This is a genomic window from Pseudomonas taeanensis MS-3 (genome assembly GCF_000498575.2).
GTDB lineage: Bacteria > Pseudomonadota > Gammaproteobacteria > Pseudomonadales > Pseudomonadaceae > Aquipseudomonas > Aquipseudomonas taeanensis.
In genome coordinates this window covers 205,434-226,521 of record NZ_AWSQ01000001.1, presented here as the reverse complement: position 1 = coordinate 226,521, position 21,088 = coordinate 205,434, and the positions used below count along the sequence as shown (strand labels likewise).

General features: G+C 62.9%; 18 protein-coding genes. 1 reads left to right on the top strand and 17 read right to left on the bottom strand.

Going from position 1 to position 21,088, the window contains the following annotated elements; all coding sequences use genetic code 11:
• Nucleotides 1-85: 85 nt before the first annotated feature.
• The 4 genes from TMS3_RS00940 to TMS3_RS00925 all read right to left on the bottom strand — a co-directional run bounded on the left by TMS3_RS00940 (nt 86) and on the right by TMS3_RS00925 (nt 2,763).
• Nucleotides 86-1,270 carry a BaiN/RdsA family NAD(P)/FAD-dependent oxidoreductase gene (locus TMS3_RS00940; RefSeq protein ID WP_025163360.1) on the bottom strand — a complete coding sequence of 395 codons (1,185 nt, stop codon included), beginning with the start codon at nt 1,268-1,270 and terminating at the stop codon, nt 86-88.
• Between the two features lie 110 nt (nt 1,271-1,380).
• Complete coding sequence (locus tag TMS3_RS00935; RefSeq protein ID WP_025163359.1) at nt 1,381-1,890, bottom strand: O-acetyl-ADP-ribose deacetylase; 510 nt, start codon at nt 1,888-1,890, stop codon at nt 1,381-1,383.
• 150 nt (nt 1,891-2,040) lie between these two features.
• On the bottom strand, nt 2,041-2,379 hold the full coding sequence (locus TMS3_RS00930) for a TfoX/Sxy family protein (protein WP_025163358.1): 339 nt from the start codon (nt 2,377-2,379) through the stop codon (nt 2,041-2,043).
• Between the two features lie 57 nt (nt 2,380-2,436).
• Complete coding sequence (locus TMS3_RS00925; RefSeq protein WP_025163357.1) at nt 2,437-2,763, bottom strand: rhodanese-like domain-containing protein; 327 nt, start codon at nt 2,761-2,763, stop codon at nt 2,437-2,439.
• A gap of 213 nt (nt 2,764-2,976) precedes the next feature.
• Between TMS3_RS00925 and TMS3_RS00920 the strand changes: the two genes are divergently transcribed.
• On the top strand, nt 2,977-3,711 hold the full coding sequence (locus tag TMS3_RS00920) for a substrate-binding periplasmic protein (RefSeq protein ID WP_025163356.1): 735 nt from the start codon (nt 2,977-2,979) through the stop codon (nt 3,709-3,711).
• 74 nt (nt 3,712-3,785) lie between these two features.
• Here TMS3_RS00920 and TMS3_RS00915 read toward each other — a convergent pair whose 3' ends face one another.
• The 13 genes from TMS3_RS00915 to choX form a co-directional block, all read right to left on the bottom strand.
• On the bottom strand, nt 3,786-5,021 hold the full coding sequence (locus TMS3_RS00915) for a diguanylate cyclase (RefSeq protein WP_025163355.1): 1,236 nt from the start codon (nt 5,019-5,021) through the stop codon (nt 3,786-3,788).
• Between the two features lie 53 nt (nt 5,022-5,074).
• Nucleotides 5,075-6,454 (bottom strand): ATP-dependent RNA helicase DbpA, encoded by a 1,380-nt coding sequence (dbpA, locus tag TMS3_RS00910; protein WP_025163354.1) that lies wholly within the window; start codon nt 6,452-6,454, stop codon nt 5,075-5,077.
• 186 nt (nt 6,455-6,640) lie between these two features.
• Nucleotides 6,641-7,423 (bottom strand): hypothetical protein, encoded by a 783-nt coding sequence (locus TMS3_RS00905; RefSeq protein ID WP_200929585.1) that lies wholly within the window; start codon nt 7,421-7,423, stop codon nt 6,641-6,643.
• A gap of 146 nt (nt 7,424-7,569) precedes the next feature.
• Nucleotides 7,570-8,913: a TldD/PmbA family protein gene (locus TMS3_RS00900; protein ID WP_025163352.1), complete on the bottom strand. Its 1,344-nt coding sequence runs from the start codon at nt 8,911-8,913 to the stop codon at nt 7,570-7,572.
• Nucleotides 8,913-10,355: a TldD/PmbA family protein gene (locus tag TMS3_RS00895; protein ID WP_025163351.1), complete on the bottom strand. Its 1,443-nt coding sequence runs from the start codon at nt 10,353-10,355 to the stop codon at nt 8,913-8,915. The genes TMS3_RS00900 and TMS3_RS00895 overlap by 1 nt, the downstream gene beginning before the upstream one ends.
• A 150-nt stretch (nt 10,356-10,505) precedes the next feature.
• Complete coding sequence (gene betA / locus TMS3_RS00890) at nt 10,506-12,188, bottom strand: choline dehydrogenase (RefSeq protein WP_025163350.1); 1,683 nt, start codon at nt 12,186-12,188, stop codon at nt 10,506-10,508.
• Nucleotides 12,189-12,286: 98 nt separating this feature from the next.
• Complete coding sequence (betB, locus tag TMS3_RS00885; RefSeq protein WP_025163349.1) at nt 12,287-13,759, bottom strand: betaine-aldehyde dehydrogenase; 1,473 nt, start codon at nt 13,757-13,759, stop codon at nt 12,287-12,289.
• Between the two features lie 462 nt (nt 13,760-14,221).
• A complete protein-coding gene (betI, locus tag TMS3_RS00880; RefSeq protein WP_025163348.1) occupies nt 14,222-14,812 on the bottom strand; it encodes a transcriptional regulator BetI in 591 nt (196 codons plus the stop codon).
• 240 nt (nt 14,813-15,052) lie between these two features.
• Nucleotides 15,053-15,910, bottom strand: a complete 858-nt coding sequence (locus TMS3_RS00875) for a glycine betaine ABC transporter substrate-binding protein (protein ID WP_025163347.1) — start codon at nt 15,908-15,910, stop codon at nt 15,053-15,055.
• Nucleotides 15,911-16,189: 279 nt separating this feature from the next.
• The gene (locus tag TMS3_RS00870) at nt 16,190-17,134 is read right to left on the bottom strand and encodes a choline ABC transporter substrate-binding protein (RefSeq protein WP_025163346.1); all 945 of its coding nucleotides are present in this window, start codon (nt 17,132-17,134) and stop codon (nt 16,190-16,192) included.
• Between the two features lie 36 nt (nt 17,135-17,170).
• The gene (locus TMS3_RS00865; protein ID WP_025163345.1) at nt 17,171-18,052 is read right to left on the bottom strand and encodes an ABC transporter permease; all 882 of its coding nucleotides are present in this window, start codon (nt 18,050-18,052) and stop codon (nt 17,171-17,173) included.
• A 1-nt stretch (nt 18,053) separates the two neighbouring features.
• Nucleotides 18,054-19,250 (bottom strand): quaternary amine ABC transporter ATP-binding protein, encoded by a 1,197-nt coding sequence (locus TMS3_RS00860; RefSeq protein ID WP_025163344.1) that lies wholly within the window; start codon nt 19,248-19,250, stop codon nt 18,054-18,056.
• A 666-nt stretch (nt 19,251-19,916) separates the two neighbouring features.
• Nucleotides 19,917-20,855, bottom strand: coding sequence for a choline ABC transporter substrate-binding protein (gene choX / locus TMS3_RS00855; RefSeq protein WP_025163343.1), 939 nt, complete (start codon nt 20,853-20,855; stop codon nt 19,917-19,919).
• Nucleotides 20,856-21,088: the final 233 nt, after the last annotated feature.

Genomic DNA, 21,088 nt, shown 5'->3' with positions numbered 1-21,088 from the left:
CAGTGGTTCGCCTTGGCCACGGGCGTCCGCTGCGACGGGGCTCCAGCTATCCGAGCCGGATGTCACCAGCGGACTTTAACAACGATCAGACGTATTGTGCCGCCGCGTAAGCCGAGGCCCAGGCCCACTGAAAGTTGAAGCCGCCCAGGTGGCCGCTGACATCCAGTACTTCGCCGATGAAATACAGCCCCGGTGCTTTCAGCGACTCCAGGGTTTTCGACGAGACTTCGCGGCTGTCGATGCCGCCCAGGGTCACCTCGGCGGTACGGTAACCCTCGGTGCCGGCCGGTACCAGTTGCCAGTCGGCGAGCTTCTCGGCAATCGCCTTGAGTTCGTTCGGGCTGTACTGCTTCATCGGCTTGGAGACGAACCAGCTGTCGACCAGCAGGCCGGCCATCTTCTTGGTGAGCAGTTCGGCGAGCAGGGTTTTCAGCTCGCTGTTCGGCCGCTCGTGCTGCTGGCTGGCCAGCCATTCGGGCAGGTCGATATGCGGCAGCAAGTCGATATGCACGGTGTCGCCCGGCTGCCAGTACGAGGAAATCTGCAGGATCGCCGGGCCGCTGAGGCCACGGTGGGTGAACAGGATGTTCTCGCGGAAACTCTGGCCGTTGCAGCTGACCAGGCAATCCTCCACCGAAGTGCCGGACAGTTCACTGCACAGGGTCTTCAGCTGGGGCTCGGTAATAGTGAACGGCACCAGGCCGGCGCGGGTCGGCAACACGCTGTGGCCGAATTGCCTGGCTACCTGATAGCCGAAGCCGCTGGCGCCCAGGGTGGGGATCGACAGGCCGCCGGTGGCGATCACCAGCGACTGGCAGCGCACTGGGCCGGCGCTGGTCTGCAGTTGATAGCCGCCGCCCAACTGGGCGATCTCTGCGACCGAGGTGTCCAGGCGCAGGTCGACGCCGGCCTCCTCGCACTCGCTGAGCAGCAGGCCGAGGATGTCGCTGGCCTTGTTGTCGCAGAACAGCTGGCCGAGTTTCTTCTCGTGGTAGGGCACGCCATGCTTGGCCACCAGGGCAATGAAATCCCACTGGCTGTAGCGCGCCAGGGCGGATTTGCAGAAGTGCGGGTTTTCCGAGAGAAAGTTCTCCGGCTCGCAATACATATTGGTGAAATTGCAGCGCCCACCGCCGGACATCAGAATCTTCTTGCCGGCCTTGTTGGCGTGATCCAGCAGCAGCACCTGACGGCCACGCCCGGCGGCCGTCAGCGCGCACATCAAACCGGCGGCACCGGCGCCAATAATTACAACCTGTGTAGCGAGCACAGCAACTTCCTCGAGACGTGAGCAGCGTCGCCAGCGCGACGCAAAACAGCGCGCATCTTACCCGAAGGCGTGAGCTGCCAGGGTCTGCCGGTGCTCGACGGCGGCCGGGTTCAGGGGGGGCTTTCTGCGAGTACGGCTTGGTAAACCTGCAGGTCTTGCGCTGAGAAACAGCAGAAGATGACCTCCTGAATAGCGCTGTACTTGTGCAGCGCAGCTCGCACCGTGGTCACGGCGACCTGCGCCGCGAGCTCGATGGGATAGCCGTAGACGCCGGTGCTGATGCTCGGGAAGGCCAGGGTCAGAATGCCGTGGGCGGCGGCCAGTTGGATGGCGCTGCGATAACAGGCGGCCAGTAGTTCCGGCTCTCCACGGCTGCCGCCGTGCCAGACCGGGCCGACGGTATGGATGATGTGTTGGGCGGGCAAGCGGTAGCCCGGTGTGAGCTTGGCTTCGCCGGTCTTGCAACCTGCCAGGCGGCGGCATTCGCGCAGCAATTCCGGCCCGGCGGCGCGATGAATGGCACCATCCACGCCGCCACCGCCGAGTAGCGAGGCGTTGACGATGGCGCCGACCGGTAGCTGGGTGATATCGGCTTGCAGGGCGCGGACGATGGCAGACATGACCTAACCTCATGCCGGCTCGGGCGGTGGCCCGTACAGCGAAGCCCCGACCCGAGCGCCGGCTGTGGATGAGCGTAGTGAAATTCTACGCCCACCCGGCGCGCGGCGATAAGCCCGCGATATGCACCACAGCGGATCACGCCGAGCGGATTATTTCGACAATTTCGGCGGCAACGCGCCGACGAACGCATAGCCTTGATTGACCCATGACTCGAGTTGCGCATCGGACTCAAAGCCGTCGGGCTCGACGTAGACGTACCCTCTCATGGGCCTGCCGGTGAAATCCATTTCCTGCACATGCGCCTGGCTCAGGGCCTTGGCGTAGTCATCCGGCCCCACCCGCACCATCAGCCGGTCGCCCAGAATGCCGATAAACATATGGCCGTGCGCCATGAAGGCGAGGCCGCCAAACATCTTTCTTTCGGTAATGTCGCTGCGCGACTGCAGATGTTCACGTACGCGCTGGGCAACTCCTTCGTCATAGGCCATGGACACCCCCTGAGGTTGGGCAAACTAGGCGCGATAATCGTTGCCGGGAGGCCTCTGTCAGTCGGTCGGGCTGACGGTGACACCACCTTCGGCTTGCCACTGGGCGATGCCGCCGGCCAGAAAGCGTACTGGCAAACCCAGCTCTGCGAGCTGTGCGGCAACGCCTTGGCTGACCTCATGGCCGTGCACACAGTAGACAACCATGGGCTGTTGTCGGGGCAGTTCGGCAGCCCAGTCGGCGACGTGTTCGGGGGCACGGCGCAGGGCGCCGGGAATGATCGTTGGGCTCTCTGCGAAGGCCTGTGCGCGGCGTACATCGAGCAGCAGCGCCGTGCGCGTTGCCAGCAGTGCGTTGAGTTCGGCGACTGAAATCGATTCGGGCATGGACGATCTCCTCTCACCCCTGTCGCCTGGCCTGAATTGAGGGTGGCTGTGTCGGCGGCGCGAAGCGTGTTAGCGTCTGCTCTAGCGAAACTAGTGGCCGCTTGGGTCCTTGTCCAGCGCGCAGCGCTGCCGGTCATCCGGCCGCGCGTTCTCGCGGGCTAGAAACGGTGGTGCTGACTAGGTTCAACCCTTTATCTGTATGGGCGGCGTGTCATGGAGCGACTGCATAGGTGGTTGTTATTGCTGGTACTGCTGACACCAGGCTTGGCTGGTGCAGAGACCTTGCGCCTGGTGGCCGATCCCTGGCCGCCGTTCACGGACCAGACCCTGCTCAATAACGGCTTGGCTACGGATCTGGTCACCACCGCGCTGAGCCGTGCCGGCTATGCCACGCACTATGCCGAGGTGCCTTGGGCACGGGCGGTGCGGGGTTTGCAGAACGCCGAGTACGATGTGGTGGTCAGTGCCTGGTTCAGTGAAGTTCGTGCCACGTTCGGTTATTTTTCCCAGCCCTATCTGGTCAATCGCATCCGCTTCCTGCGGCGCAAAGGTACGGCAATCGACTATCGTACCTTGTCCGACTTGTACCCCTACCGCATCGCGGTGATGCGCGGTTATGCCTATTCCAGTGAGTTCAGCAGTGATCCGCGGCTGAACAAGATCGAGGTCGGTAGCTTCGAGAGCGGCGCGCGCATGCTTCAGCGGCAGCGGGTGGATCTGGTCCTGGAGGACGAGTTTGTCGCTAACTACCACCTAAGCCGTAGTTTGCAAGCAATTGCTGATGAGCTGGAGTTTGTGCCGTTAGCGCTGCGCGAGAATGGCCTGCACATTCTGATTCGGCGCACCCATCCCGAACACCAACTGATTGCCGAGCGCTTCAATCAGGCGATCGCAGCGATGCGGGCCGATGGCAGTTATGCGCAAACTCTCAAACGCCACGGGTTCTAGGAGCCTGTGTAGCGAGTTCGATTAGTCAATTTCGGATGGTTGAGTTAACCAACTAGCCGTACAGCTCACTAGCACTATTGCCAGTGGCTGCGGCCGCGCCCCTGGCGCTTGGCCTGGTAGAGGCGTACATCGGCCTGGTGCAGGAAGTTCTCCAGCTCGTCCGGGGCGTCATGGTGGATGCCGGCGCTGAACGACAGCGGCGGTGCGCCGATGGCGTACTTCAGGCTGGCGCAGTGTTCGCGCAACTGGTCGAGGGCCTGGGCCAGGCTGGCGCCATCCTGCAGGCTGACCAAGGCAAACTCTTCGCCGCCCAGGCGGCCGATCAGCGCATCGGGGAAATGACTGCGCAAGGCGCGGGCGAAGGCGATCAACGCCGCATCGCCGCTGGCATGGCCGTGTTCGTCGTTGATCCGTTTGAAAAAATCCAGATCGATCATCGCCACACTGAGGTTGCGCTCGGCGCGTAGCGCCTGGCGGAACTGCTGCTGGCCCTTTTCCGAGAAGGCCCGGCGGTTGTACAGGTTGGTCAGGGCATCGAACTGCGCGGCTTGTTTCAGTGCACGGAGCATGTCACGACGCTCCAGGCTGGACATCACCCGGCAGTTGAGCTCTTCGGGGCAGAAGGGTTTGCGCAGGAAGTCGTCGGCACCGTGCTTGATGAACTTGGCGCTGAGCGAGCCTTTGGCATCGGCAGATAACCCGAGGATGATCAGTTCGCTGCGCTTCAGCTTCTGCCGCAGCACTTTGACCAGCTCGAAACCGCTGAGCCCGGGCATGCTGTGGTCGACGATCAGCAAGTCGATGTCCGTTTGCTCCTCTAGGATGCGCAGGGTCTCGTCGCCATCGCAGGCATCGATGATCTGGTAACGGTGAGGAGTCAACACATGGCGGATGAACTGGCGGGTGGCCGCCGAGTCTTCGGCGATGAGGATTTTCACCTGGCTGTTGCTTTCCAGGCGGTGCAGCAGGCGGAAGGCGAATTCGTAGGAGTGCTGGCTTTCCTTCAGCACATAGTCGACCACGCCCTTGAGCAGCAGCTCGTCGCGGCGCTGCTCGTTATAGGACCCGCTGAGAACGATGCACGGCAGCTTGTAGTGCATCACTAGGTCGACGCTCTCACCGTTGGGCGCATCCGGCAGGTTGAGGTCGACGATGGCGGCGAAGAACAGCTCGGCAGAGGTTTCCAGCATCACCCGGGCCTCGGCCAGCGAGGCGCAGAAGACCGGCTGCAGCTGGCTTTCCTGGCGGAACATATGTTCGAGGATCTTCAGCACCAGCGGGCTGTCTTCGATGACCAGAATATTGCGCACGAGGTGCTCCCGTCTCTCGGCCCGGTCCTGTGCCCGGGGTCTGTCCATTGCAGCTACAGCGTACGAATACGCAGCGAGCGGCCTTTGATCTTGCCGTCGCTCAAGCGTTTCAGCGCCTGTTTGGCGATGCTGCGCTCGACCGCGACATAGGCCTGGAAGTCGAAGATGGCGATCTTGCCGACCTGAGCGCCGGGGATACCGGCATCGCCGGTGAGGGCACCAAGGATATCGCCGGGGCGCAGCTTGTCCTTGCGCCCGGCGCCAATGCACAGGGTAATCATCGGTGGCTGCAGCGGCTCGCCGGCTTGTGCCTTGAGGCCGTTCAGCGGATGCCAGTTCAGCGGGGCCTTCTGCAGGGTCTCGATGGCCTGGGCACGATGCGCTTCAGGCGGCGCGACCAGGCTCATGGCCATGCCCTTTTCACCGGCGCGGCCGGTGCGTCCGACCCGGTGGATATGGATTTCCGAATCCCGTGCCAGTTCGACGTTGATCACCATGTCCAGGGCATCGATATCCAGGCCGCGCGCGGCCACATCGGTGGCCACCAGTACCGACAAACTGCGGTTGGCGAACATCGCCAGCACCTGGTCGCGGTCGCGCTGCTCCAGGTCGCCATTCAGGGCCGCAGCGGAAATGCCGTTGGCGGTCAGGTGGTCGACCACTTCCTGGCACTGCTGCTTGGTGAAGCAAAAGGCCACGCTGGACTGCGGACGGAAGCTGGCGAGCAGCTTGACCACCGCGTCCATGCGCTCTTCCGGGGAGATTTCGTAGAAGCGCTGCTCGATCTGCGTGTTGTCGTGGGTCGACTCGGCCCTGACCTGTTGTGGGTCGCGCATAAACGCCGCGGCGAGTTGCTTGATGCCGGTCGGGTAGGTGGCGGAGAACAGCAGGGTCTGACGGCGGCTCGGGGTGTGGCCGATGATCTCGGCGATGCTGTCGTAGAAGCCCATGTCGAGCATGCGGTCGGCCTCATCGAGGACCAGGGTGTTGAGGCCGTCGAGCTTCAGCGTGCCCTTGCTCAGGTGCTGCTGAATTCGTCCCGGGGTGCCGACGATGATCTGCGCGCCGTGTTCCAGCGAGCCGATCTGTGGGCCGAAGGGTACGCCGCCGCACAGGGTCAGTACCTTGATGTTGTCGGCGCCACGGGCCAGGCGGCGGATTTCCTTGGCGACCTGGTCGGCCAGTTCGCGGGTCGGGCAGAGCACCAGGGCCTGGCAGCCGAAGAAGCGCGGATTCAGTGGGTTGAGCAGGCCGATGCCGAAGGCTGCAGTCTTACCGCTGCCGGTTTTCGCCTGAGCGATCAGGTCCATGCCTTTGAGGATCACCGGCAGGCTCTGCGCCTGAATCGGCGTCATCTGGGTGTAACCGAGGGACTCGATGTTGGCCAGCATGGGGGCGGACAGCGCAAGGCTGGAGAAAGCGGTGTTGGTCACGGGGCTGGCCTGCAAAAACGAAATGGCACGCAGTGTAACAGGCGCAGGGGGGTAAGCAGTGCCTGGCTGACAGGCGCCCCCCTGCTCGACCCGTTCAGGCGCCCGCCGGCCACCGGCGAGAGCTGGCTAACGGGGCTGGCCATGGCCTCGGCAGCGCCCTCGGAAGGGGCAAACGCCAGCAGGCTCCTAGTCCGTGGCGTGACTAAGCTGTGGTCGGCTGCGCCACAGCAGGTAGCCGGCCCAGATCAGGCCCAGCAACATAAGCAGGCGGCCGAGGTTCAGGCAGAGCAGCGCCAGGCCCTGGTCATGCGCCAGCAGCCCGGTTTCGCTCAGCAGGTATTCCCAGTCATGGAAACCGTAGGGTGCGGAGTGGCCGAAATTGCCGCCCAGCAGCGGCAGCTGCCCGGCACGGGCATCGGCCATATAGGGCGCGATATCCAGGCAGTTCTGACCGACCCACCACAGGCACAGGCTGGCGCCGAAGGTGTCGCGCTGGCGCAGCAGGGCTATGGCGCAGATCAGCGGCATCAGCAGCTGGCCGAGGCTGCCGCCGAGCGAGCCGATAAAGGAGCCGAACACGCCAAACAGCACATGCCCGGCTTCGTGGAATACCAGGTCGACGTTATGCAGGAAACTGGGGGCTGCGGCCAGGCTGGGAATGTCCTGGAGGATGAAATGGCCGCCCCAGAGCACGAAAAGCACCCAGAGCGCCGCACGGCCATACCAGAGGCCGCTGCCCGCATCTGGCGGGGTCAGCAGGTAGCGCCACAGCCTGCTGACGCCTGACTCGTTGTCCGCCGTGCCGTCTATCACTGCCTGGGCGGCCGCCGCCTGGCGTTCGAGGAACTGCGCATATTTACTGAAGTAGATGCCGCAGTGCGGGCAGTCCGGGCGCTGCGCCTGTCTCGGCTGGTGACATTTTGGGCACTGCACGTGCTCGTCCTTCTGCTGATCGGTCCAAGCATCCACTCGGACGAATACTGTTCAAAAGCTGGCAATACTAGGGTCTGTTGCCGTTTCNNGGCAACAGACCCTAGGGTTCATCGCCGCGCCCGGCACACGCTGGCTGGGACTGCCGGGCACTGGCGCACGCTCTTGGGCTTGAACCAGGCGCCTCACAGGGTCAGGGTCAGACGGCTGAGCAGGGCGCCGGGCAGCAGGGTCGAGCCATTGTGGCGCTGATGATAGGTGCTGGTGGACAGGCTCAGCTCGCGTTCGCGGGTCAGGCCTTCGAGCTGGCTGCCGAGCAGGTCATACAGGCTGTCGTCGAAGCGCATGCTGGCCAGCGGTGCCTGGATCTGTCCATCTTCGACCCAGAAGCTGGCGAAGCGGGTCATCCCGGTCATGCGCGCGGCCGGTCGGTCGGAATAGTTGAGGTACCAGAGGTTGCCGATATACAGGCCATTGCCGAGGCGCGCGAGCAGCTCGGTCTGTTCCAGCTCGCCGCCGGCCATGACCAGCGAGGCCGGCGATTCCCAGGGGCTGGCGCCGTTAGCCGGCAGGCCGTATTCGGCGGCGCTGCGCGAGCTGACCAGTTGCTCCTGGGGCTGGCCGGCGTTGATCAGCTGCAGGTCACGGCGCGGGTAGCCTTCACTGGAGAAACCTGGGGTCAGCGAGTCGCGGACCTGTTCCTGCAGGTGCAGCAACGGGCTGAGCCGGGCGGCGCCGGCGTGCAGGCGTTGCAGCGGGCTGTCTTTCTCGGCCAGGGCCTGGGCGGAGAAGCCGCCCCAGCCGAGCAGTTCGACAATCTCCTGCAGCGCGGCCGGGGCCAGGTAGGCGCGGTAGCCGCCGGGCGCCAAGGTGCGTGGCGGCAGGCCCAGGTACTCGAGCTGCGCGCGCGCCTGCTGCATGCGCAGGGCGAACGCATCGGCGTGCCAGTGTTGCCCGGCGTATTGGGCTTTGACGGCCTGGCCGTTGGCGTGGAACAGGCTCCAGTCGAAGTTGAAGCTGCTCGCCTGGTGCCAGCCGAAGGCCCCCGCGGAACTGGCGAAGCCGCGGCTGATCGGCCCGGCGGCATAGAAGCCGACCAGGTCGAGGCCCTGAGCGGCCCGGCCGATCTGCTCCAGAACCGCCGCGCAGTCTGGCAGCGGCTGCAGCTGCACGCTGTGGCTGTGCCAGGCGTCGCGGTTGAGCAGCAGGTAAGGGTCGGGCTGCAGCAGCGGCAGCGTCTGGCGCAGTTGTTCGAGTGCACTGCCCAGGCGCTGGCGATCGAGCTGCGGTACGCCGCTGAGGGTCAGTTGCAGCTCGGCATGGCGGCCATCGCGGATCAACTGCAGGTCCAGGCTGGCCTGCTGCACATGACCGGCCTGGCGCACCTTGGCCTGATTGAAACGGATGAAATCCGAGGCTTCGCCGCTGTAGCCGAGGCAGAAGTCTTCGCCCTCGGTCAGCGCATCGCGCAGCCACTGGCTGAGGGCTTCGAACTGGGCCAGCGCGCTGGGCTGCTGGGATCGGTGCATCAGGCGGCCCCTCCGAACACGTCGATCGCGGCGAACACGCAGGCCGGCGTAGCGTGGCCCACGCGGATCACCTGATTCGGTTCGCCCTTGCCGCAGTGCGGGGTGCCCAGCACTTCGCGGGTGCTGGCGTCGCCGACGGCCTTCAGCGCACCCCAGAACTGGCTGGAAATGCCACGGTAGTTGGGGTTCTTGACCACGCCGCGCAGCTCGCCATTCTCGATCAATTGGCCCCACTCGCAGCCGAACTGAAATTTGTTGCGCGCATCGTCAATCGACCAGGAGCGGTTGCTGGCCATCAGGATGCCGTGCTCGATGCCGCCTATCAGCTGCTCCAGGCTGTGCTGGCCCGGCTCGATGTTGAGGTTGGCCATGCGGTCGATCGGTGGACGGTTCCAGTTGCAGGCGCGGCTGTTGGCCACCCCCGGCAGGCCGCTGCGCAGCTGCGACAGGGCGCCGCCGAGGGGGCGCAGCAGCAGGCCGTCGCGGATCAGGTGCTGCCTTTGCGCCGGGCTGCCGTCGTCGTCGTGGCCGTAGCTGGCCAGTTCCTCGGGCACTTCGGGGTCGAAGGTCACATTGAGCAGCGGCGAGCCGTACTGCAGCTGGCCGAAGTCGCCGGCCTTGACGAAGCTGGTGCCGGCGAAGTTGCGCTCGTCGCCGAGGATGCGGTCCAGCTCCAGCGGGTGGCCGATGGATTCGTGCAGCTGCAGGATCATCTGGTCCGGCATCAGCAGCAGGTCGCGTGTGTCCGTCGGTGTATTGGGCGCCAGCAGCAGTTGCAGGGCCTGGTCGGCGACCTGCGCGGCGGCGCCGATCAGGCCCAGGCGCTCGATCACCTCGGCGCCGCCCTGCTGGCCGAGGTGGGCGCCGCCGAGGTTGCGGGTCTGGCTGTCCTGGCCGTCGTAGGCGGTGACGCTGAGGTGGGGGTAGACGAAGCGCTGACTCGAGGTCAGCTCGGCGCCATTGTTGTTCAGGTACAGCTGCTCGACGCAGCTGACGTCGAGGCCGACCCGCCAGTTCACCAGGCGCGGGTCGGCGGGCACTGCAGCCGACTCGGCGGCGAGTAGCTGATAACACTCGGCGAGGCTGGGGAACGGCTGGTCGAAACCGGGCGAGCGTTGGTCGCCGCACGCGCTGGAGGGCGCTAGTGGGCGCTGGTCGAGCAAGGCCAGCGGCGCGATCCGCCGGGCCAGGGCTTCGGCCCGCTCTAGCGCGGCTTGCAGGCCCTGACGCGACAGGTCACTGGTCGCCGCGTAGGCCTCGACGCCGGCGACCCGTACGCTGAGCATCGCGCCCTGATCGCGGCTGAAGCGCGGCGGCTCGGCTACCTGTTTACGCACCGCCAGCTGCTGGCTGTCCTGGCTCACGTAGCGCAGCGACCAGTGCTCGGCAGCGCAGTGCAGAGCGGCGAAGTCGCGCTTGAGTGTGCGGAAGGCCTCGACCATGCGTTGGCTCCTTACCGGTAATAGGCAGGCAAGCGGGTGGCCGCAGCCGCCCGTTATTAAGGATGCATGATTGCCGAAGGGGAGAGCGTCGACAAGCACCGGGCGGGTTGCCCGGCCCGGTGCCTGCTGTCTCAGGACGCTATGGCGGGTTCAGCGTTGCGCCGATTTGCGCTCCGGTGCGCCATTGGCCACGTAGTAGGGGGCTGTGCTGCGCGGCAGTGGCTCGTGGCCACGTATCTTATCGGCGATTTTCTCGGCGAGCATGATGGTGGTGGCGTTGAGGTTGCCGGTGATGATCTGCGGCATGATCGAGGCGTCGACCACCCGTAGGCCTTGCAGGCCATGTACGCGGCCCTGACCATCGACCACCGCCATGTCGTCTTCGCCCATCTTGCAGGTGCAGGACGGATGGAAGGCGGTTTCCGCGTGCTGGCGCACGAATTCGTCCAGCTCGGCATCGCTCTGCAGTTCGGCGCCGGGGCTGATCTCGCGCCCCCGGTAAGGGTCGAGCGCAGACTGCGCCATGATCTCGCGGGTGATACGGATGCCGTCGCGGAACTCCTGCCAGTCCTGCTCATGGCTCATGTAGTTGAACAGGATGCTCGGATGTTCGCGCGGATCCTTGGATTTGGCATGCACGCGGCCGCGACTCGGCGAGCGCATGGAGCCGACGTGGGCCTGGAAGCCGTGTTCGTTGACCGCATTGCTGCCGTTGTAATTGATCGCCACCGGCAGGAAGTGGTACTGGATATTCGGCCACTCGACCTCTGGGCGGGTGCGAATGAAACCGCCGGCCTCGAACTGGTTGCTGGCGCCGATACCCTTGCCGAGGAACAGCCATTCGGCGCCGATCTTCGGCTGGTTCCACCATTGCAGGGCGGGGTAGAGCGAGACCGGCTGCTTGCAGGCGTACTGCAGGTACATCTCCAGGTGGTCCTGCAGGTTGGCGCCGACGCCTGGCAGGTCGTGCACCAGCGGGATGTCCAGGTCGCGCAGCAGTGCGGCCGGACCGACGCCGGAGCGCTGCAGAATCTGCGGCGAGGCAATCGCGCCGCCGCTCAGCAGTACTTCACGGCGGGCCTGGGCACGTACGGGCGTGTCGCTGTCGCCGATCAGGTAGTCGACGCCGGTGGCGCGCTTGCCGTCGAACAGGATGCGGTCGGTGAGGGCGTGGGTGACGATGGTCAGGTTGGAACGGACCTTGGCCTGGTCCAGGTAGCCGCGCGCCGTGCTGGCGCGGCGGCCTTCCTTGGTGACGAAGCGGTCCATCGGGCCAAAGCCTTCCTGCTGGTAGCCGTTGAGGTCGTCGGTGCGCGGGAAACCCGCCTGTACGCCGGCCTCGACCATGGCGTGGAACAGCGGGTTATTGCCGGCCTTGGGAGTAGTCACGCTGACCGGGCCGTCGCCGCCGTGGTAGGCATTGGCGCCGATGTCACGGGTTTCCGACTTGCGGAAATACGGCAGGCAGTCCAAGTAGCTCCAGTCTTCCAGACCCGGGGCCTTGGCCCAGCTGTCGAAGTCCAGGGCGTTACCACGGATGTAGCACATACCATTGATCAGGGATGAGCCACCGAGGCCCTTGCCGCGTCCGCATTCCATGCGGCGGTTGTTCATGTAGGGTTCTGGATCGGTTTCGTAGGCCCAGTTGTACCGGCGGCCCTGCAGGGGGAAGGCCAGGGCGGCGGGCATCTGGGTGCGAAAATCCATGCGGTAGTCAGGGCCGCCGGCTTCCAGCAGCAGCACGCTGACATTGGCGTCCTCGGTCAGGCGAGTGGCCAGGACGTTACCGGCCGAACCGGCGCCGATGATGATGTAGTCGAATTCTTGGGACATATGATCTTCCTGCTGTGTAGCCCGGATGCAATCCGGGAATATCACGCGATGAACCCGGATTGCATCCGGGCTACGGGGCGTTCAGCGTTCAGCCTGGGTCAGAACACCGAGGCGTAGTCGCCCAGTTCCACCTGCACGGATTTGATCTGGGTGTAATGCTCCAGGGTGGCCACGCCGTTTTCGCGGCCGACGCCCGACTGCTTGTAACCGCCTACCGGCATTTCTGCCGCCGATTCGCCCCAGGTGTTGATCCAGCAGATACCGGCTTCCAGGCTGTGGATGACCCGATGTGCGCGCGTCAGGTCGCGCGTTACCAGGCCTGCGGCGAGGCCATAGTCGCTGTCGTTGGCGCGGCGGATCACTTCTTCTTCGCTGTCGTAGGCGAGGATGCTCATCACCGGGCCAAAGATCTCCTCGCGCACGATGGTCATGTCATCCGTGCAATCGGTGAACACGGTCGGCGCGACGTAGGCGCCCTGGCCGAATTCACCATCGGTCACCCGCTCGCCACCGCACAGCAGGCGGGCGCCTTCCTTGCGACCGATCGCGATGTAATCGAGCACGCTTTCCATGTGGGCGAAGCTGACCAGTGGGCCGAAGTTGGTCTCGGCGTTCTCGGGGTTGCCCAGGCGAATGCGTTTGACCCGCTCCAGCACCTTGGCTTCGAAACGTGCCTGCAGCGCGCGCGGGATGAATACCCGGGTGCCGTTGGTGCAGACCTGACCGGAGCTGTAGAAGTTGGCCATCATGGCGATGTCGGCGGCGCGGTTGAGATCGGCATCTTCGAAGATGATCAGCGGCGACTTGCCGCCCAATTCCATGGTCACTTCCTTCAGCGTCGAGCCGGAGGCGCTGGCCATGACCTTCTTGCCGGTGGTGGTGCCGCCGGTGAAGGAAATCTTGGCGATACCCGGGTGTTCGGTAAGCCACTGGCCGACTTCCCGACCGCTGCCCGTGAGCACGTTGAACACGCCATCCGGCAGGCCGGCTTCGCTGTAGATTTCCGCCAGCTTGAGCACGCTGAGCGGGGTGACTTCGCTGGGCTTGAAAATCATCGCGTTGCCGGCGGCCAGGGCCGGGGCGGATTTCCACAGGGCGATCTGAATCGGGTAGTTCCACGCGCCGATGCCGGCGACCACGCCCAGCGGCTCGCGGCGGGTGTAGACGAAGGAGGTGTCGCGCAGCGGGATCTGCTGGCCTTCGAGGGCGGGGATCAGACCGGCGTAGTACTCCAGTACGTCGGTGCCGGTGACGATATCCACGGACTGGGTTTCCGACAGTGGCTTACCGGTGTCGAGAGTTTCCAGCTCGGCCAGCTCGTCATTGCGGGCGCGGAGAATGTCCACCGCCTTGCGCAGGATGCGTGAGCGTTGCATGGCGGTCATCGCCGCCCAGACCTTCTGTCCGGCAGCGGCGCTTGCCACGGCTTGGTCGACGTCTTCTTTGCTGGCGCGCTGAACATTGGCGAGCACTTCACCGTTGGCCGGGTTGATGGTTTCGAATGAAGCGCCGCTGCTGGCAGCGACATAGCGTCCGCCAATATAGAGCTGCTGGTCGTCGAATCGGGCCATGGGTGAGTCCTCTCTTGTCTGTGTGGTTTGCGCCTGGCAGCCGGCGCTTGGAGCGCGGCTTGGGCGGATGAACTGGCTATGTGGGCTGCTGTTGCCAGGTCAGAGTAGATCGAATTTTAGGCTACTTGGTTTTTATTGAACGTTCAAACAATAAAAACCCAGGTGTCGCAATCATGCCAGTCGAGGGCGCTTTTGAGCGACTCAAGCGGTGCGCTATCGAGGTGTTAGGTTGCGTGCCAGCGGTCGTTGGCGTGAGCGGGACTGCCAGGGCGCGCTGGATATGGTTGCGCTACTGTCTACCTGGACGTGGCGGACGCCTGAGTCGGGGTTTTCTGAGCGGGGGCAAGGCTGCGCACGGGGGCGTGCCTGCACTGAGCTGCGTTAGCTGACGCGGCGTTGTGCATCAGTCAGCAGCATGGCACCACGGCATGCTGAGGCGTGGCGCTTGCGCCGTTCATCTGGCTACTCGGCCTTGGCCAATTGTTGGTCGAGGTAGTCATAGGCGATCTGCACGGCCTGCTGGATGTCGAAGGCTTCGCCGGACAGGGCGCCGCGCAACCACAGGCCATCGATCAGCGCAGCCAGGCCGCGAGCGGCAGCGCGGGCGGATTCTTGCGGCAACGCACGGCGGAATTGCCCGCAGAGGTTGGAATACAGGCGATGATCGTTGATCCGTTGCAGGCGGTTCAGGGAGGGTTGGTGCATGCTGGAGGCCCAGAATGCCAGCCAGGTTTTCATCGCCGGACCGTTGACCTGACTGTCGTCGAAGTTGCTGTCGACGATCGCGCGCAGGTGAGCACGTGGGCTGTCATCTGGCTGCATGGCGCGGCGCCTGCGCATGGAGGCGTTGAGTGCCTGCATCAGGTGACGCATGGTAGCTTCCAGGAGGCCGTTCTTGTCCTTGAAGTAATGGCTGATGATGCCATTGGACACGCCTGCGAGCCGGGCTATATAGGCGATGCTGGCATCGCTCATGCCGACTTGGTCGACTGCTTCTAGGGTGGCCGCGATCAGTTGCGAGCGGCGGATCGGTTGCATTCCGATCTTGGGCATCGAGCTCTCCATCGATAGGGGTATCCCCCAGGATGGGCGCAGTCTAGGTTGTTTTTTATTGGTCGATCAATCAAGGCTGCCGGTTTCGCGGGCGACTTGTCGGTTAGGGATATGCCGGTGCTCGCTGGCGCTGGGTGTGCCGAGAGCAATGGCCGGGCCAGAGAACGGCTGAACAGGTTTTTTTGGCAGAAAAGACAAAGCGGGCCGAAGCCCGCTTTGTCTATACCGCGCGGTAGGGGTTTATTTCAACCACTCGGCAACGCGATCCGGATTCTTAGCGATCCAGTCTTTAGCGGCTTGCTCCGGCTTGGCGCCTTCGCTGACGGCCAGCATCACACTGCCAATTTCTTCTGGGCCCCAGGAAAACTTCTTCAGGAAAGCGGCGGCCTCAGGGGCTTTGGCTTCCAGAGCAGGGTTGGCCACAGTGTCGACGTGCTCGGCGGCACCATAGACATTCTGCGGGTCTTCAAGGAAGCGCAGTTTCCACTTGGCGAACATCCAGTGTGGAATCCAGCCGGGGACTACGATGGCTTCTTTCTTCTTCTCTGCGCGGGCCAGGGCAATGGTCATGGCTGGGCCGGAGCTCGGCATCAGCTTGTAGTCCAGCTTGTATTTCTCGATGGCTTCTTCGGTGCGGCTCATGATGCCGGCACCAGCGTCGATGCCGGTGATCTTGCCGTCGAATTCCTTGTTGTACTTGTTCAGGTCTTCGATGCTCTTGGCTTCGACGTAGTCGGGCACTACCAGGCCGATTTTTGCGCCTTCGTAGTTGCTGCCGAGTACCACCACCTTGTCTTTCATCTTGGCGTAGTAGTCGGCGTGGGTGACCGGCAGCCAGGCGGTGAGGGTCGCGTCCAGATCGCCGCGGGCCACGCCTTGCCACATGATGGCGGGTTCAACTGGCTTCAGTTCAACCGTGTAACCGAGTTTGCTCTTGAGGATCTCACCGGCGACGTTGGTGGTCGCGACGCTGTCGTCCCAGCCGTTGACGTAGCCGAGTTTCAATGTGGGCTTTTCCGCAGCCATGGCTGTGGACATGCCCAGTGCCAGGGCAGCAACGCCAAGGCTTTTCAGACAGAAGGTGGATAGTTTGCGCATTAATTTGGTGCTCCATCAGTGAGAGTGGCAGTTCAGCTGTGTTGCTGGCTCGTTCTGATTGCGGGTGTTGCGGCGGCCGGTTAGCTAGCAGCAGGGATACTGTGCCCCTGCATTGCTGAGCCGCTGGAGAAGCCTTGGCCAGGTGGATGATCGCCGTTGGGCCTGGTCAGTCCGGGTTCAACGATGTCCATCCATCTTGCTGCGCAGTAGCGGTAACAACTGCGCGTACCGTGGCTTCACCTGCCCCGTCTGGCGCGGAGGCCAGGCGGGTCAGAGTTTTTACAGACCGACGTATTTCTTGACGGCGGCAGCGCCATCCTTGCCGTCGTAGGTGGTGACGCCTGCCAGCCACTTGTCGAGGGACTCAGGGTTGGCCTTGATCCAGTTCTTGGCCACGGTGGCCGGGTCTTCTTTCTCCAGCACTTTTTCCATCAGCTGGCTTTCGATCTCGACACTGAACTGCAGATTGTTCAGCAGTTTGCCGACGTTGGGGCAGCGTGCTTCGTAATCCGGTGGTACCACGGTGTAGACCTTGGCGGCGCCGTAGTCCGGACCGAACACGTCATCGCCGCCGGACAGGTAGGTGATGTCGAACTGGGTGTTCATCGGGTGCGGTGCCCAGCCGAGGAATACCACTGGCTGCTTCTTCTTCACTGCGCGTTGCACCTGTACCAGCATGCCGGCTTCGCTGGATTCGACCATGCGGAATTTGCCCATGCCGAACTGGTCATCCTTGATCATTTTTTCGATCAGCAGGTTGCCGTCGTTGCCTGGCTCGATGCCGTAGATCTTGCCGTCGAGTTCTTTCTGGAACTTGGCGATGTCCTGGAAGCTCTTCAGGCCTGCTTCAGCCGCGTAGGTCGGTACCGCCAGAGTGTACTTGGCGCCTTCCAGGTTGGCCTTGGGCAGTACCTTGACGCCGTTGTCCTTGGTGAAGGGCTCGATCACCGCGTCCATCGACGGCGCCCAGTAGCCGAGAAATACATCGATCTGGCTTTTTTGCACGCCGGTGAAGGCGATCGGCACCGAGGCCATGATCTTGCGTGGCTTGTAGCCCAGGCCTTCGGTCAGGGTCATGGCGACACCGGTGGTGGCCGCAATGTCGGCCCAGCCGATCTCGGCGAAGCGTACCTGCTGGCAGCTTTCCGGCTCCTGTGCCCAGGCGCTTTGCAGTAGCGTGCAGGACAGCAGGCCAACTCCAGCAACGGTTTTCAACTTGTTCATTTATGACTCCCTGTGTGAATGGATAAGGTGAATGTCTTACTGGCGTTGCAATTTTGCGCTGACCCAGCTGAACAGGGTGCTACGTTTCTCGGTCTGCTTGGTACCGAAGCTTTCGGTAATGCGGTCGAGGATGATCGCCAGCAGCACCACGGCCATGCCGCTCTCGAAGCCTAGACCGATGTCCAGGCGCTGGATACTGGCGAGCACATCGTTACCCAGGCCGCCGGCGCCGACCATCGAGGCAATGATCACCATCGACAGGGCCATCATGATGGTCTGGTTGACCCCAGCCATGATCGACGGCATGGCGCTGGGCAGCTGGACCTTGAATAGCAGCTGGGCCTTGCTGCAGCCGAAGGACTGGCCGGCCTCGACGATTTCCTTGTTGACCTGACGAATGCCCAGGCTGGTCAGGCGTACCGCAGGCGGCATGGCGAAAATAACCGTGGCGATGATCCCCGGTACCCGGCCGAGGCCGAACAGCATGGCGGCCGGAATCAGGTAGACGAACGCAGGCATGGTCTGCATGAAGTCGAGGATGGGACGGATGATGGTCGCCACACGCTCACTCTTGGCGGCCCAGATGCCCAGAGGGATGCCCAGCAAGAGGCTGATCAGGGTGGCGGAGAAGGTCAGCCCGAGGGTGACCACCGTCTGCTCCCAGAAGTCGGTGAGGACAATCAGGATGAAGGACACGGCGGTAAAGGCAGCAAACCGGGCGCCAATACGCCACAGGCCGAGGCCGACGAAGATGGCAATCAGCAACCAGGCCGGCGGCAGCATGAGGATGGCCTCGATGCCTTCGGAAAAGGAGCTGACCACGCTACCAATGCTGTCGAAGCCGTTGCTGTAGTTGTCCAGCAGGTGTTGAACGCCGTCATTGACCCAGCTGCCCAGGTCGAGTTTTTTCTCGCTCATGTCATTCTCCCTGCATGCGGGTCAGCAGGCGACCCTTGCTGATAGCGCCAGAGTATTGGCCGTTGCCACCGACGACCGGGATCGGCCCTTCGTTGATCACCAGGCGCTCGATTACCTGATCAAGGGGCATATCTTCCGGCACGGGGGTGATCTGCTTGACCACGCTCTGGTCGAGCTTGCAGGACTGACCACCCTCGACCAGCAGGGCGATCTTCTCCAGGCTGATGGAGCCGTAGAAGCGATTGTTGCCATCAACGATGAAGGCGTAGTGCTTGTCCAGCTCCTGCAGTTTTTGCGAGACAGTCTGGGCGTCTGGAGCCACTCCGTTATGCACGAAGACCGGCACGCTGTTGGCCATCAGCTGGCCAGCGGTGAGATAGCGGTTGGTGTCGACGGTATCGAAGAAGTTGCGCACGTAGTCATTGGCCGGGTTGTCGACCAGCTCTTGCGGAGTGCCGACCTGAACCAGCTTGCCGCCCTCCATGATGGCGATGCGATTACCGATTCGCATGGCCTCCTCGATGTCGTGGGAGACGAAGATGATGGTGCGGCGGTGGACTTTCTGCAGCTCAAGCAACAGGTCCTGCATTTCGCGGCGCTTGAGTGGGTCGAGGGCGGAAAACGCCTCGTCCATGATCATCATCGAGGGGTCGACCGCCAGGGCCCGGGCCAAGCCGACGCGCTGCTGCATACCACCGGAGAGCTCATGGGGGTGCATCTGGGCGAAGGTTTCCAGACCCACTTCCTTGAGCACCTCCATGGCACGCTTTTCGCGCTCCTTGCGACCGACACCTGCGACCTCGAGGCCGAAGGCGGCATTGTCCAGCACGGTGCGTGAAGGCATCAGGGCGAAGGACTGGAACACCATGCTCATGTCGCGGCGACGCAGGCTGATGAGTTCCGAGCTGGTCATCTTGGCGACGTTCTGACCGTCGATGAACACATCGCCGCCGGAAGGCTCGATCAGCCGGTTGATCAAACGAATCAGGGTTGATTTGCCGGAGCCCGACAGGCCCATGAGGACGAAGATTTCGCCCTCTTGGACGCTGAACGAGACGTCGCTCACCCCGATTACCGCGCCGGTTTCGGCGAGGACTTTATCCTTGCCCCAGCCTTGCTTGACCTTGTCGATGGCGTCTTGCGGTTTGTCGCCAAAAACCTTGAACAGGTTTTCGACCACGATTTTTCCAGATTTCATGGGATAGTTCCCCTTCAGTAGACATCCAGATCAGTTACACGGAACCTGTCGTGCGCCCGAGAGCGTGCTTCAGGTGATGTCGACTGTTCTTGCCTGTGTGAGTGTGGGCTTGGTTCCAAGGTTTGGATAGCGTTCTGCGTCGTGGCGAACTGGGCTGCATTCGGGTACAGGCCAAGTGGCGCGCCATGGACTGTCAGGGTCATGGGCGTGGCTTGACTATGCGCTTGAATGAGCTTTGCTTTGCCGTATTGCAAACTGCTTTCCAAACCCTCTGGCAGAGTTACGAAGGCCAATCCTTTGGTATTTCACATCTCACCCTGAGATGCGCGTACATCCGAAATTTCTTGTTGGGCTGGTGCCTAAGTTGGGGCGCCAGCGCTATCTATTCTTCGGTCCAGAGCCTGGGAACTCTGGTCTGTCGGCCCTGTTAAGAGTCGACAGCGACGAAATCGGCTGTCTCAACGATATAGCCTTCGAGTCGCCGCGATTGTCGCTTTGCGACGTTGACGTGTTGGGTGGCGACATGGCGACTAGCTAAAAAACCTTACCACAGTTTATAGGCTCTACGCCGAAGCTGCAGGCCGCACAGGGCCTGCTTTACAGCCTGTGGTAAGGGTTCAGTCGCCATGCTCCGGGGGCTGTGGCGGAATCGAAAAAATTTGTAATTTATGGCTTTTTGCCGTCACTGGAGGGCATATCAGCCACGCTGCCGTCGCGCCGAGTGACGCCCTGCAGCCATTGGGCGCGTATCTGTGGATTGGCCTTCAACCAGGCCTTGGCTTCGCGTCGCGGGTTGGTGTTCTGGTTGAGCAGTGCCTCCATCAGGTCGTTTTCCATCTGTAGGCTGAAACGCAGGTTCTTCAGCAGCCGACCGATGTTCGGGCATTCCTCGCTATAGCCTTTGCGGACACTGGTGTAGACGGTGGCGCCACCTAAGTTGGGGCCGAAATAGTCGTCGCCACCGCTCAGGTAGTGCATCGACAACTGGTTGTTCATCGGGTGCGGCTCCCAGCCGAGAAACACCGCCCATTTCTTGATGTGCTCGGCGCGTTTGACATGCAGGATCATGTTGTCCTCGCTGGACTCGACGAGCTTGAAGTCACCCAGGCCGAAGGCGTTCTTGCCGATCATCTGCTGGATTGACTTGTTGCCGCTGTTGCCCGGCTCGATGCCGTAGATCTTGCCACCCAACTGGTCCTTGAACTTGGCGATGTCGGCGAAGTCCTTCAGGCCTCCTTCGTAGGCTGCCTGATTGACCGCCAGGGTGTACTTGGCGCCTTCCAGGTTGACCGCAAGCAGTTCCACCGAACCGTCGTCCAGATAGGGGCGGATGCCTTCTTCCGAACTGGGCATCCAGGTGTCGAGGAAGACGTCGACATTGTTGTAACGCAGGGCCTGATAGGTCTCGGGCACCGACAGCTGCATGGTCTTGGTGCGGTAGCCCAGGTCACTGAGCAGTACACGGGTGACGGCGTTGGTGACGACTAGGTCGGTCCAGCCAACGTCGGCCAAACGCACGACATCGCAGCTAGCGGGTTCAGCAGCTTGAGTCAGCAGCGGGGTGCTCAACGCTGCCGCCAGCAGCCAGTTCTTATTCTTCTGCAGCTTCATGGGGCGCTTCCAGCAAGAGGTGCGAGGTTTCCCGGCCGTACTGGGGCGGGGACTTAGGCCGCACGGCGAGGCGAGACGAAGCGGTGCTAGCCAGCGCGCGGGCGCCTGGATCATGGCGCTGGAGTTTGTGGGCTGCCACTCGTCGGGTCGCTGACAGAACGCTAATGTCGTATTTGGTGCCGTCAGTTGGCGAAAACTGCGAGGTCGGTCACGGCTTGTCCGCCCCT

Excerpts from the sequence above, each read along its gene's own strand:
- TMS3_RS00935 (WP_025163359.1), bottom strand. The coding sequence starts at position 1,890 with ATGTCTGCCATCGTCCGCGCCCTGCAAGCCGATATCACCCAGCTACCG.
- TMS3_RS00930 (WP_025163358.1), bottom strand. The coding sequence starts at position 2,379 with ATGGCCTATGACGAAGGAGTTGCCCAGCGCGTACGTGAACATCTGCAG.
- TMS3_RS00925 (WP_025163357.1), bottom strand. The coding sequence starts at position 2,763 with ATGCCCGAATCGATTTCAGTCGCCGAACTCAACGCACTGCTGGCAACG.
- TMS3_RS00920 (WP_025163356.1), top strand. The coding sequence starts at position 2,977 with ATGGAGCGACTGCATAGGTGGTTGTTATTGCTGGTACTGCTGACACCA.
- TMS3_RS00900 (WP_025163352.1), bottom strand. The coding sequence starts at position 8,913 with ATGCACCGATCCCAGCAGCCCAGCGCGCTGGCCCAGTTCGAAGCCCTC.
- TMS3_RS00895 (WP_025163351.1), bottom strand. The coding sequence starts at position 10,355 with ATGGTCGAGGCCTTCCGCACACTCAAGCGCGACTTCGCCGCTCTGCAC.
- betA (WP_025163350.1), bottom strand. The coding sequence starts at position 12,188 with ATGTCCCAAGAATTCGACTACATCATCATCGGCGCCGGTTCGGCCGGT.
- betB (WP_025163349.1), bottom strand. The coding sequence starts at position 13,759 with ATGGCCCGATTCGACGACCAGCAGCTCTATATTGGCGGACGCTATGTC.
- betI (WP_025163348.1), bottom strand. The coding sequence starts at position 14,812 with ATGCCCAAGATCGGAATGCAACCGATCCGCCGCTCGCAACTGATCGCG.
- TMS3_RS00875 (WP_025163347.1), bottom strand. The coding sequence starts at position 15,910 with ATGCGCAAACTATCCACCTTCTGTCTGAAAAGCCTTGGCGTTGCTGCC.
- TMS3_RS00870 (WP_025163346.1), bottom strand. The coding sequence starts at position 17,134 with ATGAACAAGTTGAAAACCGTTGCTGGAGTTGGCCTGCTGTCCTGCACG.
- TMS3_RS00865 (WP_025163345.1), bottom strand. The coding sequence starts at position 18,052 with ATGAGCGAGAAAAAACTCGACCTGGGCAGCTGGGTCAATGACGGCGTT.
- TMS3_RS00860 (WP_025163344.1), bottom strand. The coding sequence starts at position 19,250 with ATGAAATCTGGAAAAATCGTGGTCGAAAACCTGTTCAAGGTTTTTGGC.